This window comes from Duganella aceris (assembly GCF_011090165.1).
Lineage (GTDB): Bacteria > Pseudomonadota > Gammaproteobacteria > Burkholderiales > Burkholderiaceae_D > Rugamonas > Rugamonas aceris.
This window is the reverse complement of the sequence record NZ_JAADJT010000002.1, coordinates 458,538-471,958: the sequence shown is the minus strand read 5'-3', so window position 1 is coordinate 471,958 and position 13,421 is coordinate 458,538. Positions and strand designations below refer to the sequence as shown.

At 63.8% G+C, this 13,421-nt stretch carries 15 protein-coding genes; 11 read left to right on the top strand and 4 right to left on the bottom strand.

The window, feature by feature from the left end:
* Positions 1-42 precede the first annotated feature (42 nt).
* The 8 genes from GW587_RS06635 to trxB all read left to right on the top strand — a co-directional run bounded on the left by GW587_RS06635 (position 43) and on the right by trxB (position 7,590).
* Positions 43-2,595 carry a hybrid sensor histidine kinase/response regulator gene (locus GW587_RS06635; protein ID WP_166100156.1) on the top strand — a complete coding sequence of 851 codons (2,553 nt, stop codon included), beginning with the start codon at positions 43-45 and terminating at the stop codon, positions 2,593-2,595.
* Positions 2,592-2,975: a response regulator gene (locus GW587_RS06630; protein ID WP_166100153.1), complete on the top strand. Its 384-nt coding sequence runs from the start codon at positions 2,592-2,594 to the stop codon at positions 2,973-2,975. Before GW587_RS06635 ends, GW587_RS06630 begins: the two co-directional genes overlap by 4 nt.
* 55 nt (positions 2,976-3,030) lie before the next feature.
* Positions 3,031-3,660, top strand: coding sequence for a hypothetical protein (locus GW587_RS06625; protein ID WP_166100152.1), 630 nt, complete (start codon positions 3,031-3,033; stop codon positions 3,658-3,660).
* A 97-nt stretch (positions 3,661-3,757) separates the two neighbouring features.
* Complete coding sequence (locus GW587_RS06620) at positions 3,758-4,531, top strand: GNAT family N-acetyltransferase (RefSeq protein ID WP_166100150.1); 774 nt, start codon at positions 3,758-3,760, stop codon at positions 4,529-4,531.
* Between the two features lie 55 nt (positions 4,532-4,586).
* Complete coding sequence (gene fdhD, locus GW587_RS06615; protein ID WP_166100148.1) at positions 4,587-5,396, top strand: formate dehydrogenase accessory sulfurtransferase FdhD; 810 nt, start codon at positions 4,587-4,589, stop codon at positions 5,394-5,396.
* Positions 5,397-5,608: 212 nt separating this feature from the next.
* A complete protein-coding gene (locus GW587_RS06610; protein WP_166100145.1) occupies positions 5,609-6,202 on the top strand; it encodes a carboxymuconolactone decarboxylase family protein in 594 nt (197 codons plus the stop codon).
* Positions 6,203-6,212: 10 nt separating this feature from the next.
* The gene (locus tag GW587_RS06605; RefSeq protein ID WP_166100143.1) at positions 6,213-6,536 is read left to right on the top strand and encodes a thioredoxin family protein; all 324 of its coding nucleotides are present in this window, start codon (positions 6,213-6,215) and stop codon (positions 6,534-6,536) included.
* A gap of 106 nt (positions 6,537-6,642) precedes the next feature.
* Positions 6,643-7,590, top strand: coding sequence for a thioredoxin-disulfide reductase (trxB, locus tag GW587_RS06600; RefSeq protein ID WP_166100140.1), 948 nt, complete (start codon positions 6,643-6,645; stop codon positions 7,588-7,590).
* Here the strand turns inward: trxB and GW587_RS06595 are convergent.
* On the bottom strand, positions 7,587-8,171 hold the full coding sequence (locus GW587_RS06595) for a TetR/AcrR family transcriptional regulator (protein WP_166100138.1): 585 nt from the start codon (positions 8,169-8,171) through the stop codon (positions 7,587-7,589). The genes trxB and GW587_RS06595 overlap by 4 nt on opposite strands.
* A gap of 167 nt (positions 8,172-8,338) precedes the next feature.
* Here GW587_RS06595 and GW587_RS06590 point away from each other — a divergent pair, with 167 nt between their 5' ends.
* Together GW587_RS06590 and GW587_RS06585 are read left to right on the top strand one after the other, a co-directional pair.
* Positions 8,339-8,806: a nuclear transport factor 2 family protein gene (locus GW587_RS06590; RefSeq protein WP_166100136.1), complete on the top strand. Its 468-nt coding sequence runs from the start codon at positions 8,339-8,341 to the stop codon at positions 8,804-8,806.
* 10 nt (positions 8,807-8,816) lie between these two features.
* Positions 8,817-9,404 carry a TetR/AcrR family transcriptional regulator gene (locus tag GW587_RS06585; RefSeq protein WP_166100134.1) on the top strand — a complete coding sequence of 196 codons (588 nt, stop codon included), beginning with the start codon at positions 8,817-8,819 and terminating at the stop codon, positions 9,402-9,404.
* A 50-nt stretch (positions 9,405-9,454) separates the two neighbouring features.
* Here GW587_RS06585 and GW587_RS06580 read toward each other — a convergent pair whose 3' ends face one another.
* Both GW587_RS06580 and GW587_RS06575 read right to left on the bottom strand, forming a co-directional pair.
* Positions 9,455-10,642, bottom strand: coding sequence for a DUF1501 domain-containing protein (locus GW587_RS06580; protein WP_166100132.1), 1,188 nt, complete (start codon positions 10,640-10,642; stop codon positions 9,455-9,457).
* Positions 10,643-10,654: 12 nt separating this feature from the next.
* Positions 10,655-12,172 carry a DUF1800 domain-containing protein gene (locus GW587_RS06575; RefSeq protein WP_166100129.1) on the bottom strand — a complete coding sequence of 506 codons (1,518 nt, stop codon included), beginning with the start codon at positions 12,170-12,172 and terminating at the stop codon, positions 10,655-10,657.
* Between the two features lie 85 nt (positions 12,173-12,257).
* Here GW587_RS06575 and GW587_RS06570 point away from each other — a divergent pair, with 85 nt between their 5' ends.
* Positions 12,258-12,857, top strand: a complete 600-nt coding sequence (locus GW587_RS06570) for a YdeI/OmpD-associated family protein (protein ID WP_166100126.1) — start codon at positions 12,258-12,260, stop codon at positions 12,855-12,857.
* Positions 12,858-12,994: 137 nt separating this feature from the next.
* Here the strand turns inward: GW587_RS06570 and GW587_RS06565 are convergent, their stop codons facing one another.
* The gene (locus tag GW587_RS06565; protein WP_008447145.1) at positions 12,995-13,282 is read right to left on the bottom strand and encodes a hypothetical protein; all 288 of its coding nucleotides are present in this window, start codon (positions 13,280-13,282) and stop codon (positions 12,995-12,997) included.
* Between the last annotated feature and the right edge of the window lie 139 nt (positions 13,283-13,421).

Genomic DNA, 13,421 nt, shown 5'->3' with positions numbered 1-13,421 from the left:
CGCGATATCCTGCTGCGGCTGGGCTTCGGCATTTTCCTGGCGGTGGCCATCTCCACGACGATCTACACGACTTATGTGATGCAAGCCTTGCGCAGCGAGGCCGAACAGAATCTGCGCGAGCGCGCGGAACGGCTGGCGGCGGTGCTGTCGCAGGCGCTGGCGCGGCCGCTGTTCGACATCAACAGCGCCGCCGTCTCCAGCGTGGTCGACGCCTCGGGCGCGACGCCGGAGGTGCTGCTGCTGCGCGTGCTGGCGCCGAACGGCGCGGAGCTGGCCAGCTACGTCTCGCCGTCGCGCGAGCCGGTGGCGGCGATCAAGGTGCACCGCGAGATCAGCTTCAGCGACATCCGCCAGAGCTATCCGGTCGGCGCCCTCGACCTGTCGCTGTCGCGGCAGCAGATGGACCGCGACCTGCACCGGCAGATCTTCAACACCGTGGCCGCCAACCTGCTGCTGGCGCTGGGCATCGTGCTGTCGATCTTCATCGTCGGCCGGCGCGCGGCGCGGCAGTTCACCGACATCCAGTCCGGCCTGGAAAAGCTGACCCGTGGCGAGACCGACATCAGGCTGTCCGGCATCGGCCGCGAGGACCAGGTGGGACGCCTGTCGAACGCGGTGCTGCGCTTCCGCGACACAATGGTGCGGCTACGCGACGCCGAGCACGCGCTGCGTGACCTGAACGCCGACCTGGAGCGGCGCATCGACGCCCGCACGGCGGAATTGAGCGACGCCGCGCAGCTGGCGCGCGACAGCCAGGCCAAGCTGCAGACCATCGTCGATACCGCGCTGGACGCGGTGGTGCGCATGGATCCGGGTGGTCGCATCGTCGGCTGGAACGCGCAGGCCGAGCTGACCTTCGGCTGGAGCCGCGAGGAGGCGCTGGGACTGGACCTGGACAAGACCATCATCCCGGCGCGCTACCGCTACGACCACCGGCGCGGCATGCAACGCCACGTCGCGGGCGGCGGCGGGGTGGTGCAGACGCGGATCGAGGTGTACGCGCTGCGCCGCAACGGCGAGGAGTTTCCGGTCGAGCTGTCGATCACCCAGGTCAAGACCGAGGGGCGCGACAGCTATGAATTCTGCGCCTTCATCCGCGACATCAGCGAACGCCGCGAGCGCGAACAGAAGCTGGTCAACGCCAACGTGATGGCGGAGGCGGCGAACATCGCCAAGTCGGAATTCCTGGCCAATATGAGCCATGAGATCCGCACTCCTATGAGCGCCGTGATCGGCATGGCCTATCTGGCGCTGCGCACCGAGATGACGCCCAAGCAGCACGATTACATCAGCAAGATCCACCGCGCCGCCTTGTCGCTGCTGGGGATCATCAACGACATACTGGATTTCTCCAAGATCGAGGCGGGGCGGCTGGAGGTCGAGGCGATCCCCTTCTTGCTGGAGGACGTGCTGGCCAATGTCAACAGCGTGACCGCGCAGCGCGCCGCCGACAAGGGCCTGGCCTACCTGGTCGAGGTGTCGCCCGAGGTGCCGCGGCATCTGGTCGGCGACCCGCTGCGGCTGGGGCAGGTGCTGATCAACCTGGTCAACAACGCGGTCAAGTTCACCGCCGGCGGCGAGCTGGAACTGCGCTGCACGCAGATGGGGAAACTGGACGAATACGGCAGGGCGGTGCTGCGCTTTTCGGTGCGCGACACCGGCATCGGCATGACAAGGCAGCAGAAGTCCCGCTTGTTCCGCGCCTTCAGCCAGGCCAACGGTTCGACCTCGCGCAACTACGGCGGCACCGGACTGGGGCTGTCGATCTCGCAGCAGCTGGTGCGGCTGATGGGCGGGAATATCGATGTCGAGAGCGAGGTCGGCCTGGGTTCGACCTTCCAGTTCGACCTGCGCTTCGCGCTGTCGGATGCGACCGCGTTGGCGGCGCTGCACCAGGCGCCCGCCGGAGATCCGGCGTCGGATCTCTCGGCGCGCCGCACCGCGCGCGTGCTGCTGGCCGAGGACAGTCCGGACAACCAGGACGTGACCAGCGAGCTGCTGACGCTGCAGGGCTTGAGCGTGGACGTGGTGTCCAACGGCCGCGAGGCGCTGGCCCGTTTGATGGAGGCCGGTCCGCACGCCTACGATCTGGTGCTGATGGACCTGGGCATGCCGCTGATGGACGGTCATGAGGCGACGCTGCTGCTGCGCCAGGACAGCCGCTTCAACGAGCTGCCGGTGATCGCCGTGACCTCGCACGCGCTGGCCGGCATGCAGGCGCGCTGCCTGGAGGAGGGCATGCAGGACTACATCACCAAGCCGATCGATCCGCAGCGGCTGTATGGCGTGCTGTCGCGCTGGCTGGGCATGTCGATGAAGGTCATACCCCCGCTGCCGCCGTTGTCCGAGGCCGTCGTCGAGGGGGATACATGCGGCGGCACGGTGGATGCGTTGCAGGCGCTGGCCGGGCTGAGTTCATTGCTGGCGGAATTCAGCGGCGACAGCCGGGATTATTTCGAGCGCGCGCGCGCCTGCCTGGCGACCTTGCTGCCGCCGGCGACGATGGCGCGGCTGGATCATCATATGGAGTTGTATGAATTCGAGGCGGCCGGCGCTTTGCTGGCCAGTGCGGTAAGAAACCAGGAGACACCATGAAGACAGAGCATCGACCGACAGTGCTGATCGTCGACGATACGCCCGATAACATCACGCTGTTATCGACCCTGCTGAGGGACAAGTACAACACCAAGGTCGCCACCAATGGCGCGACGGCGTTGCAGATCGTGGCGTCATCCAGGGTCGATCTGGTGCTGCTGGATATCATGATGCCGGAGATGGATGGCTTTGAAACCTGCCGCCGCCTAAAGGCGGATCCGCAAAGTAGCGCGATTCCGGTGGTGTTCCTGACGGCGAAAAGCCAGATGGAGGACGAGGAGATGGGGCGCAGCGTTGGGGCGGTGGATTTCCTGCGCAAGCCGGTCAATCCGGCGCAGCTGTTCGCCCGCGTTGCCGCACATTTGCGGCAAATCAATTAAAAATTCTGTAAATGATATATACTGTTTATATTGTTGAATAATTTGGAGTGTGTAAATGAATAAACCTGTTAATAGTCTTGCAACTGAAAAAGTCAGCAAGCCGGTTGCCAAGCCGGTCGTCGCCAAGCCGGTCGTCGCCAAGCCAGTCGCCGCCAAGCCAGCCGTCAAGGCCGCGCCTAAAGCCGCCGTCAAGCCAGCCGCGAAAGCTGCGGTAAAGCCAGCCGCCAAGCCAGCCGCGAAAGCCGCTGTGAAGCCGGCCGCCAAGCCAGCCGTGAAACCAGCCGCCAAGCCGGTCGTCAAGGCCGCCGCCAAGCCAGCCGCCAAGCCAGCCGCTAAACCGGCGCCAGCCGCCAAGCCGGCACCGAAAGCCGCCGCCAAAGCCGCGCCGAAGGCAGCCCCTAAAGCCGCGCCTAAAGCCGCCGCCAAGCCGGCCGCCGCAGCGGAAGCCGCCAAGGTCAAGGTCGCGAAAGAAAAGCTGGTCCGCGACAGCTTCACCATGCCGGAGCAGGAATACGCGGTGTTGAGCCAAGTGAAGAAAGCTTGCCTGAAAGCCGGCTTCGAGATTAAAAAGAGCGAGTTGCTGCGCATCGGCGTGGCGCTGATCAGCCAGATCGACCTGGCGACGCTGAAAACCGTGCTGGCCAGCCTGCCGCAACTGAAAACCGGCCGTCCAAAGAAGAGCTGATTTAAAAACAACATGTCACGAAAATGACATTTCACTGTCATTTTCCTGAAGTATTCGATGGTTACGCTTGCTTTGTCTTCCACAGAAAGGATGAAGCATGCAAACCTCGATCATACAAGCGGACGCCCGAGCAACGTCCGGCAAGCTGGTACTCAGTATGGCAAGCACGCCGGAAGAACTGCGTGAAGTTCAGCGCCTGCGCTACAAGGTGTTCATCGAAACCATGGGTCTGAGCTCGCTGGTCCGCGAAGATGGCCTGGACTGCGACGAGTTCGACGACCACTGCGACCACCTGATCGTGCGCGACACCGCCACCCTCAAGGTGGTCGGCACCTACCGCCTGCTGAGCGCCTCGCGCGCCCGCAAACTGGGCCGCGTCTACTCCGAAGGCGAATTCGATCTGGGCCGCCTGAACAACCTGCGTGGCCGCATGGTTGAAGCGGGCCGCGCCTGCATCCATCCCGACTATCGCGGCGGCAGCGTCATCATGCTGCTGTGGTCCGGCCTGGCCGACTACATGCGCCGCGAGAACTGCGACTACCTGGTCGGCTGCGCCAGCATCAGCCTGGCCGATGGCGGCCACAACGCCGTCGCCGTCTACCAGTCGCTGGCCTCGCGCCACCTGGCGCCGTCCGAATACCGCGTCACGCCGCACCTGCCGTTCCCGTTCTCCAAGCTCGAAGCCGCGCAAAAGCCGCAAGTGCCGCCTCTGCTGAAAGGCTACCTGCGCTCCGGCGCGTGGATCTGCGGCGAGCCGGCCTGGGATCCTGATTTCGAAAGCGCCGACCTGTTCCTGTTGCTGCCGCTGGCGAACCTGGACGGCCGTTACGCCCGTCACTACGGCGTCAACGGCGAACAGCTGGCGGCCTGACCCACTTCACCAGCCCCGTGTAAAATAAGCCGATGTGCTTATTCGCGGGGCTGTCATGAAGTTGGATACTGAATCGGATCGGACCGGATTTCAAGAACGCCCGGTGCTGCGGCATCGCGGCGCGGAAGCGTCCCGCACCACCGACCGCGTCGCCGAGGAACTGCCGGTGGCGCTGGTCTTCAATGGCATCTCGCATGCCGTCATGATGGTCACGCCGCGCGACCTGCAACCGTTCGCGCTGGGGTTCGCGTTGACCGAAGGCCTGGTGGCGCACGGCTCCGACGTGTTCGACATCGAAGTGCACGACCACGCCAGCAGCTTCGAGGTCGAGATCACCATCGCCAGCCAGGAATTCGTCCAGCTCAAGCAGCAGCGCCGCTCGATGGCGGGCCGCAGCGGCTGCGGCGTATGCGGCATCGAAAGCCTGGAGCTGCTGGATTTGAAACCGGCGCGCATCGACGCCGCGCCGCTGCATGACGCGATGACGCTGCAACCGGCGATCGCGCGCGCGGCGGCGGAACTGGGACAGCACCAGGAACTGATGCAAGCCACCGGCGGCGTGCACGCCGCCGCCTGGTGCGACGCCAGCGGCGCCGTACTGCGCGTGTGCGAGGACGTGGGCCGCCACAACGCGCTGGACAAATTGATCGGCCATCTGGCGCTGGAGCGCGTCGACATGCGGCGCGGTTTCGTCTTCATGTCCAGCCGCGCCAGCTATGAGCTGGTGCGCAAGGCGGCGCGCATGAACATCCCGATGCTGGCCACCATCTCCGCCCCCAGCACACTGGCGATCGACATCGCCGCCGAAGCCGGCATCAAGCTGGTGAGCTTCTGCCGCAAGGACGGATTCGTCGAATACACCTGAGCGGTCCCTCTCTCCCGATACGCACACGATTTCAACTCCTGCGCCCCGCTTCCGGACATCGGCGGCGGGGCCTTCGTTCGTCCGCGCGCGACGCGCACCGCATTCGCAGTGCTTGACAAACGCCGCCGGCTTATCTACATTAGGAAATGCGCGTTTCCTAATTGGCGGCGCGAGCGTAGTCCCACAACGATAACAACGATAGGAGAATGAAAATGAGTCGTTTCAAAGCCCTCAAACCCGGCGAATCCCCTGACCCGAAAGTGAACGAGATCCTTGCCGGAGCCCGCAACGGGTGGTGGCAGGACACCTCCATGTTCGGCACCATCGGCCGCCAGCCGATCCTGTTGAAGACCATCGTCCCGGTCTTCGAATCCTTCTTCGGCGCCGGACGCATTCCCGCCCACGTGCTGGAAATGATGCGGCTCAAGACCGGCGAGATCAACGATTGCACCTACTGCAAAGAGGTGCGCACCGAGGCGACCCGCGAAGCGATCAAGGACAAGGAGGCGGCCTTCTTCGGCGAGGTCGATTTCGACAAACTGCCCTTGAACGAGGCGCTGGCGGTGCAGCTGGCGGAATACATTGCTGGCGATCCGAACTACATCCCCGACGGATTCTTCGAAAGGCTGGCGACCGTCTACAGCGAAGAGGAGGTCATCGAACTGGTGTTCGCCTGCAGCATCTTCAATTGGGGCAACAAGTTCAACATCACGATGCAGATCGATGGCAGCGATGAAAGCAGCTACACGAAAGGCATGGTCTACCCAGGCGCGGAGATCCGCGCCGCCGACGCCGCACGGGCTTGAGGAGAGCGATATGGAAGGCGGACAAATGATACACGTGGACGGCGCGTCGCTCAGCCGTCACATCCAGGACGACGAGCTGGTGCTGGTCGATTTCTGGGCGACCTGGTGCGCGCCTTGTCGCGCCATGGCGCCGATGCTCGATCGGCTGGCAAAGGATTTCCCCGGCCTGCGCATCGTCAAGCTCGACGCCGAGGAGCACAAGGACCTGCTGGACAGCTACAACGTCCGCAGCCTGCCCACGCTGCAAATCTATCGCGCGGGTGAACGTGTCGATCAGCTGATGGGCAAGGTCCCCTACGAGATGATACGTCGGGCGGTGCAGGGCGCCAGTTGACCCCGCGGAACGCCACCCGCTGACGCTTCCCACCGCTCCCGCCCGAGTATCGGCCGGGAGCGGTGTTCAATCGACCGAACCCGCATAACAGAGAGGTAAACCTGCAATGTCCACCCCCAAGCATGTCCAGGTATTGATACTCGGTTCCGGCCCCGCCGGCTATTCCGCCGCCGTGTATGCGGCCCGCGCCAATCTGAACCCGGTGCTGATCACCGGCGCCGAGCAAGGCGGCCAACTGATGACCACCACCGATGTGGAGAATTGGCCCGCCGATCCGCTCGGCGTACAGGGGCCGGAGCTGATGCGGCGCTTCCAGCAACATGCGGAGCGCTTCAACACGCAGCTGATCGTCGATCATATCCATACCGCCAAACTGAAGGAAAAGCCGCTGCGCCTGATCGGCGATGAAGGCGAGTACACCTGCGACGCGCTGATCATCGCCACGGGCGCCTCGGCGCAGTACCTCGGCCTGCCGTCGGAGCAGGCGTTCATGGGCAGGGGCGTGTCGGCCTGCGCCACCTGCGACGGCTTCTTCTATCGCGGCCGCGAGGTGGCCGTGATCGGCGGCGGCAATACGGCGGTCGAGGAGGCGCTGTACCTGGCGAACATCGCCGGCAAGGTCACCATCATCCATCGCCGTGACAAGTTCCGCGCCGAGGCGATCCTGATCGACCGCCTCAACGCCAGGGCGGCCGAAGGCAAGGTGGTCATCAAGTACCAGCACACGCTGGGCGAGGTGATCGGCGACGACGGCGGCGTCACCGGCATCGACATCAAGTCGACCGTGACCGGCGCGCTGACGCGGATGCCGATCCACGGGCTGTTCGTGGCGATCGGTCATAAGCCGAACACCGGCATCTTCGACGGCCAGCTCGATATGCGCAACGGCTACATCAAGACCCGCACCGGCTTGGAGGGGATGGCTACGGCGACCAATATTCCGGGGGTGTTCGCCGCCGGCGACGTGCAGGATCAGGTGTACCGCCAGGCCATCACCAGCGCCGGCAGCGGTTGCATGGCGGCGCTGGACGCGCAGCGCTATCTCGAGAGCTAATGCAGGGTGGAGAGTGCGATATCGCGCGCCAGTTTCATCGCGGCGACGTCCTTGGTGGAGGTCGACACCACCAACATGCCCTGTATGACCATCATGAAATAGGCGCCCAGGGCGAGCGTATCGCAATCCATTTCCAGATCGCCGCACTCCTGGGCGGACTGGAAGCGGAGCCGCAGCGCCTTTTGCATCTCGGCCAGGCCGGCGCTGGCGCCTTCGCCGAGTTCCGGGTCCACTTTCAGCAGTTCCGCGACCAGATTGGTCGCAAGACATCCCGCTGGCCGCTCGCTGTTCTCGCGGGTGCTGTCGATGATCGCATCGAAGATGCGCCGCAGTGCTTCATCGAGCGGCTTGTCGTGCATCGTCAGTAGCAGGGCGAGATAGGAGTCTTCTCTCATGTACTGTTCAAGGCACAACAGAAACAGCTCCCGCTTGCTGCCGTAGGCCTTGTAGATGCTGCCGGCGGTGAGGCCGGTCGCCTCTTCGATATCGCGGATGGAGGTCGCTTGATATCCCTTGCGCCAAAAAGTCCGGCTCACCACGCGCACCGCATCCACTTCATTGAATTCACGAGGCCTGGCCACGATACGTCCTCACTTTCATAAAATATTTGGAAACATGTATTTCCGAATATAGAGTCGGAGAAATTGTTTGTCAAGCCGGCGTTCTTTTTAAAATATGCTTGCATCGGGCCGGATCCGGGTTTATTCTAGTTGTACCGCTTGGTACAACTCAACTTGATAGGTGCTCTATGACTCGTCCTCCGCTGCCGCCGTTCACCCGTGAAACCGCAATCCAGAAAATCCGCATGGCTGAAGATGGCTGGAACACCCGCAATCCGGAGAAGGTCTCGCTGGCCTATACCGAAGACTGTCCGTGGCGCAATCGCGGCGAGTTCGTCACCGGCCGCGAGGCCATCGTCGGCCTGCTGACGCGCAAGTGGACGCGCGAGCTGGAATACCGTTTGATCAAGGAATTGTGGGCTTTCGAGGGCAACCGCATTGCGGTTCGCTTCGCCTACGAATACCATGACGACTCCGGCCAGTGGTATCGCGCCTACGGCAACGAGAACTGGGAATTCGCGGCGGACGGCTTGATGCAGCGCCGTCTGGCCAGCATCAACGAAACGCCGATCGCGGCGGCCGACCGCAAGTTCCATTGGGATATCAACGCGCCGCGTCCGGCGGACCACCCGGGATTGAGCGATTTCGGTTTTTAAGAAGGCAAGCATGGCAAGAGTGATGGGAGAGCGCGGCGATGTGGTGCCGCTGCTGGCCGAAGTGTTCCGCACTTACGGTTTCGAGGGCGCCAGCCTGGCGCGCATCAGCGCGGCGACCAAGCTGGGCAAGGGCAGCATGTATAACTTTTTCCCGGGCGGGAAAGAGGAGATGGCGGACGTGGTGCTGGCCGAGATCGACGGCTGGTTCCGCGACCAGGTGTTCCAGCCGCTGCGCGTCGGCGACGATGCGCGGCAGGGTGTGGAGCACATGTTCACCGCCGTCGGCCGCTACTTCCTGTCGGGCCGCAAGGTGTGCCTGGTGGGCGTGTTCGCGCTGGGGCATGAGCGCGACCGCTTCGCGGTCAAGGTGCAGAGCTATTTCGCCGAATGGGTGGACGCGCTGGCGGTGGCGCTGGAGCGCGGCGGCCGCGACGCCGCCACGGCGCGCTCGCTGTCCGAGGACGTGGTCGGCGGCATCCAGGGCGCGCTGGTGCTGGCCCGCGCCGCCGACGAACCGGAGCTGTTCATGCGCGCGCTGCAGCGGATGCAACAACGTCTAGGTGTCAGTGCCGACATTCGGACACGAGCTGTGCCGTAGCGGCCGCTACGGCACAGCTCGTGTCCGAATGTCGGCACTGACACCTAGGGTTAGACCAAGCCCAGGTCGCGGCCCGGCGTGCCGAAGATTTTTTCCACCTGTCCGGCATTCAGGCCGTACATGCGCGACAGCAGGCCGCCGAACATGGCGCGGTATTCGTTCAGCACCGGGTAGTCGCGGTTCTGGAACAGCGTCGATTGCTCCAGCCGTATCTGCTCGCCGCGCACCTTGCCGCCCTGGACGCCGCCGCCCAGCACCCAGTACACCGTGCCGTGGCCGTGATCGGTGCCGCGATTGCCGTTCTCGCGGAAGGTGCGGCCGAATTCGCTGACCACCACCACCACCGTGTCCTTCCAGTCCGGCCCCATCTCCTGCGCGAAGCCGGCCAGGCCGCGTCCCAGTTCGTCGAGACGGCCGGCCAGGTAGCCGGTGGCGCCGCCCTGGCCGACGTGCGTGTCCCAGCCGCCGACGTCGACGAAGCCGATGTTGTACTTCTCCTTCATCAGCTTGGCGATGCGGCGCGCCTCCAATTCAAAGCCCTTGGCGCTGACGGCGTTGCGGTTGGCGCCTTCCATCTCGCCGATCATTTCCTTCATCACTTCGTCCCGCACCACGAAGCCGTCGCGCACCTGCTGCGACAGCGCGGTGCCGTCGTACATGGCGGCGATCATCTTGGCCTGGCGCGGATCCACGGCGGGCTTGCCGATCGAGCGCAGCGCGGTGTTGGGCACTTGCAGGCCGCCCTGCATCACCAGCGGCAGCTGGTCGGTGAAGGAGATGGCGCTGGCGCGGTCGGTGTTCAGCGTGGCCGCCAGCCGGTTCAGAAAGCCGGAGCGGTAGTCGCGCGTGCGGTCCAGCGCCTGGCCCAGTTCGATGCTGTCCTGGGTCTCGAAGTGGCTGCGCGAGACATCCTCGGTGCCGGCGAACGGCACGAAGGCCACCTGGCCGGCGCTGAACAGCGGATAGACGCTGTCGCGCAGCGCCGGATGCAGGCCCCAGTCGGCGTCGATCGGCAGCGCGGAATTGAGCTCGGTGCTCGGCTTGGCGATGGCGATGTTCGGCCGCACCTGGTAGTAGTACTGGCTGGAGATCGGCACCAGCAGATTGGTCGCGTCGTAGCCGCCGCGCATGAAGACGAACAGCAAACGCGTCTTGCTGGCGGGGGCGGCCCACAGATTGCCGGCCATCGCGGCGGCGGGCAGCGTGGCCAGGGTTTTGAGCAGGGTGCGGCGTTTCATCGTGCGACCTCCTTATCGATGCATCAGTTCGGGCGACGACAGCAGCAGCGTGTTCCACTCCTGCGGCGAGCCGGCTTGCTCCAGCGCCTGGCGGGTGGGCGCCGCCAGCGATTTTTGCAGCGATTGGTAATACAGCGCGTTGGCCAACTGCGGGAAGGCGGGGCGTTCCTGCGGCTGCGGTCCCTCGGCCTTGAACAAGCCGTTGCTGCCGGTGCCGATGGCCTTGGCGATTTCAAAGCGGGTGGTCATCTGGCCCGGACTCGCCCAGCCGGATTGCGTCAGCGGATAGCCGTCCGGCGTCTGGCGGCCGTACAGCGGTTCGGCCATGCGCGTGAGCCAGTTCAGCATCGGACCGGCGTTCAGCACCACCTTGTCGTCGTAGGTCAGGCGCACCGCCGACACCACGTAGTGCACCGGGTCCTTGAATTTGCGGCCCAGCGATTGCGTGAACTCGGCCGAGGTGAACATGGTGCGCAAGGTGGCGGCGATGTCGCCGTCGCTGGCGAGGAAGCTGGCGGCCATGCGCTCGACCAGCGCCGGCGGCGGTTCGTCGGCGACGAAGTAGACCGCCAGCTTCCTGCTGACGTAGCGCGCCGTGGCCGGATGGCGGCTCAGGCGGTCCAGCGCTTCGTCGACTTCGGCCAGGCCGCGTCCCTTGACGGTGGCGCCGAGGAATTGCTTGTCGCCGTAGTCGTGACGGTTCGGGTTGAACTCGAACAGGCCTTTGCGCACATACTGATCCAGCTTGTCTTTCTTCACGTTCGGCATGCTGTCGCCGAGGTTGACGCCGACCCCGGTGAGGATGCGCGCCAGCTGCTGCACGTCGCCCTGGCTGTAGCCGCCGTCCACGCCCAGCGTATGCAGCTCCATGATCTCGCGCGCGTAGTTCTCGTTGATGCGGTTGGCGGCGTTCTGTTCGTTGTCGAGGTAGCGGATCATCGCCGGATGTCGCAGCGTGGCGGCCAGCAGGTCGCGGAACTTGCCCAGCGCGTGCGGGCGGATCGCGGTCTCCTCATAGTCGCCGACCAGCACGCGCAGATTGCTCTTGGCCTGGTGGACGTTGAAGTGGTTCATCCAGAACCAGGTCATCTGCTCCTGCAGCTGATTCGGCGAATACAGGTCGCGCAGCAGCGAGCGCGTGGCCGCTTCGCGCGCCAGCCGGTTCAGCTCCTGCTGGTAGGCGCGCTGCGCGGCTTTCTTGGCGTCGTCGTCGGCCATCGCCTTGTCGTAGTCCTTGCGCTGCTGCTCCAGGTCGCGCACCAGTTGCGGCAGCGGCGTCCTGGTGATGGTCATGGCGTCGATCTGCGCCTGCGCATCGGCCGGCAGCACGGCCGGCGCCGGATGCAGTTGCCGTTCCAGCCAGGCGTCGTAGCCGAGCTTTTCGGCCTGCTGGTAGGTGCTCAGGTTGACGCCCCAGCTGACGCGATTGAGGGCGCTGCTCAGCGCCGCCGGATCGGATGGCGCTGGCGTTTTCGGCGCGGTGCCGGCGCAGCCGGCGAGCAGGAACAAGAGGAGGGTGGCGGTTCTCATAGTCAGCAGAGTATGCCAAAATTACTCGACAACTGTATGTGTGCTGTGTATCGTGCAACAAAATGTTACGTGATAGCTTATTACCATGACGACCATCGATTCGCGCGTAGACGCCTATATCGCAAAATCCGCCGACTTTGCGCAACCCATCCTCGAACACCTGCGCGCCGTGGTGCATGCGGCCTGCCCCGAGGTGGAGGAGACCATCAAGTGGGGCTTCCCGCACTTCATGTACAAGGGCATGATGTGCAGCATGGCTTCCTTCAAGGCGCACTGCGCGCTGAATTTCTGGAAGGCCGAGTTGCTGATGGCCTACGAAGCCAATCGCGAGGCGATGGGGCAGTTCGGCCGCATCGCCTCGCTGAAGGACCTGCCGTCGAAGAAGGTGCTCACCGCCTACATCAAGCAGGCCATGAAGCTGAACGACGACGGCGTGGCCGCGCCGGCGCGCGCCAAGCCCGCCGAAGCGCGCGCGCTGACCATCCCCGACGAACTGGCGGCAGCGCTGAAGCAAGCTCCGGCCGCGCGCCGGCACTTCGACGCCTTCAGCCCGAGCAAGCAGCGCGACTACGCCGAGTGGATCGCCGAGGCGAAAACCGAGGCGACGCGCAACCGGCGACTGGAACAGGCGATCGAGTGGATTGCCGAAGGCAAGTCACGAAATTGGAAATACGAGAAGTGTTAGTGCGACCGCGATGACTTTCGGGCGGTCTTAAAGGGAAAATGCGGCGTTCAGCGGGGTTTGGGCTGTACGCAAGGGCGCATTAAGGGGCGCCGGATACCGCATGCCGGCGCCTGGCATGGCAAGATCAGCTGTGCTGTTCAATGCATTGAGGCGGTCGACAGATCTTTCAATTCACGTATGCTGATATCTGACTTCTCATGCATACGTAGCAAAATCGTCGCACCAACCGCCAACTTCCGGTGTCGGATCTTGCTGATGATGGGTGGCTGTACTTCCAAAACACGGCACAACTCTGCATCGTTCTTCAAGTTCATTTTTTCGATCAAAGTATCAAGCAGCTTGTTCGGGACAAAACTGGAAGGTTCCAGTGCCCGAGCACGATTCATGGCTTCGATCAGTTCCAGCTTCTTTTGCCGTACGTTCATGTTTGCTCCTCCTTTGCTCAAAACGTGAATAAAGACGTTTCCCGGCAAGGCTAGCGCCCACATTATTGGTCTGAATGTGGTACGCGACTCAACATTCTTGATAACCATGCAAGTTAATTTCAATAATACTACGCTGAGC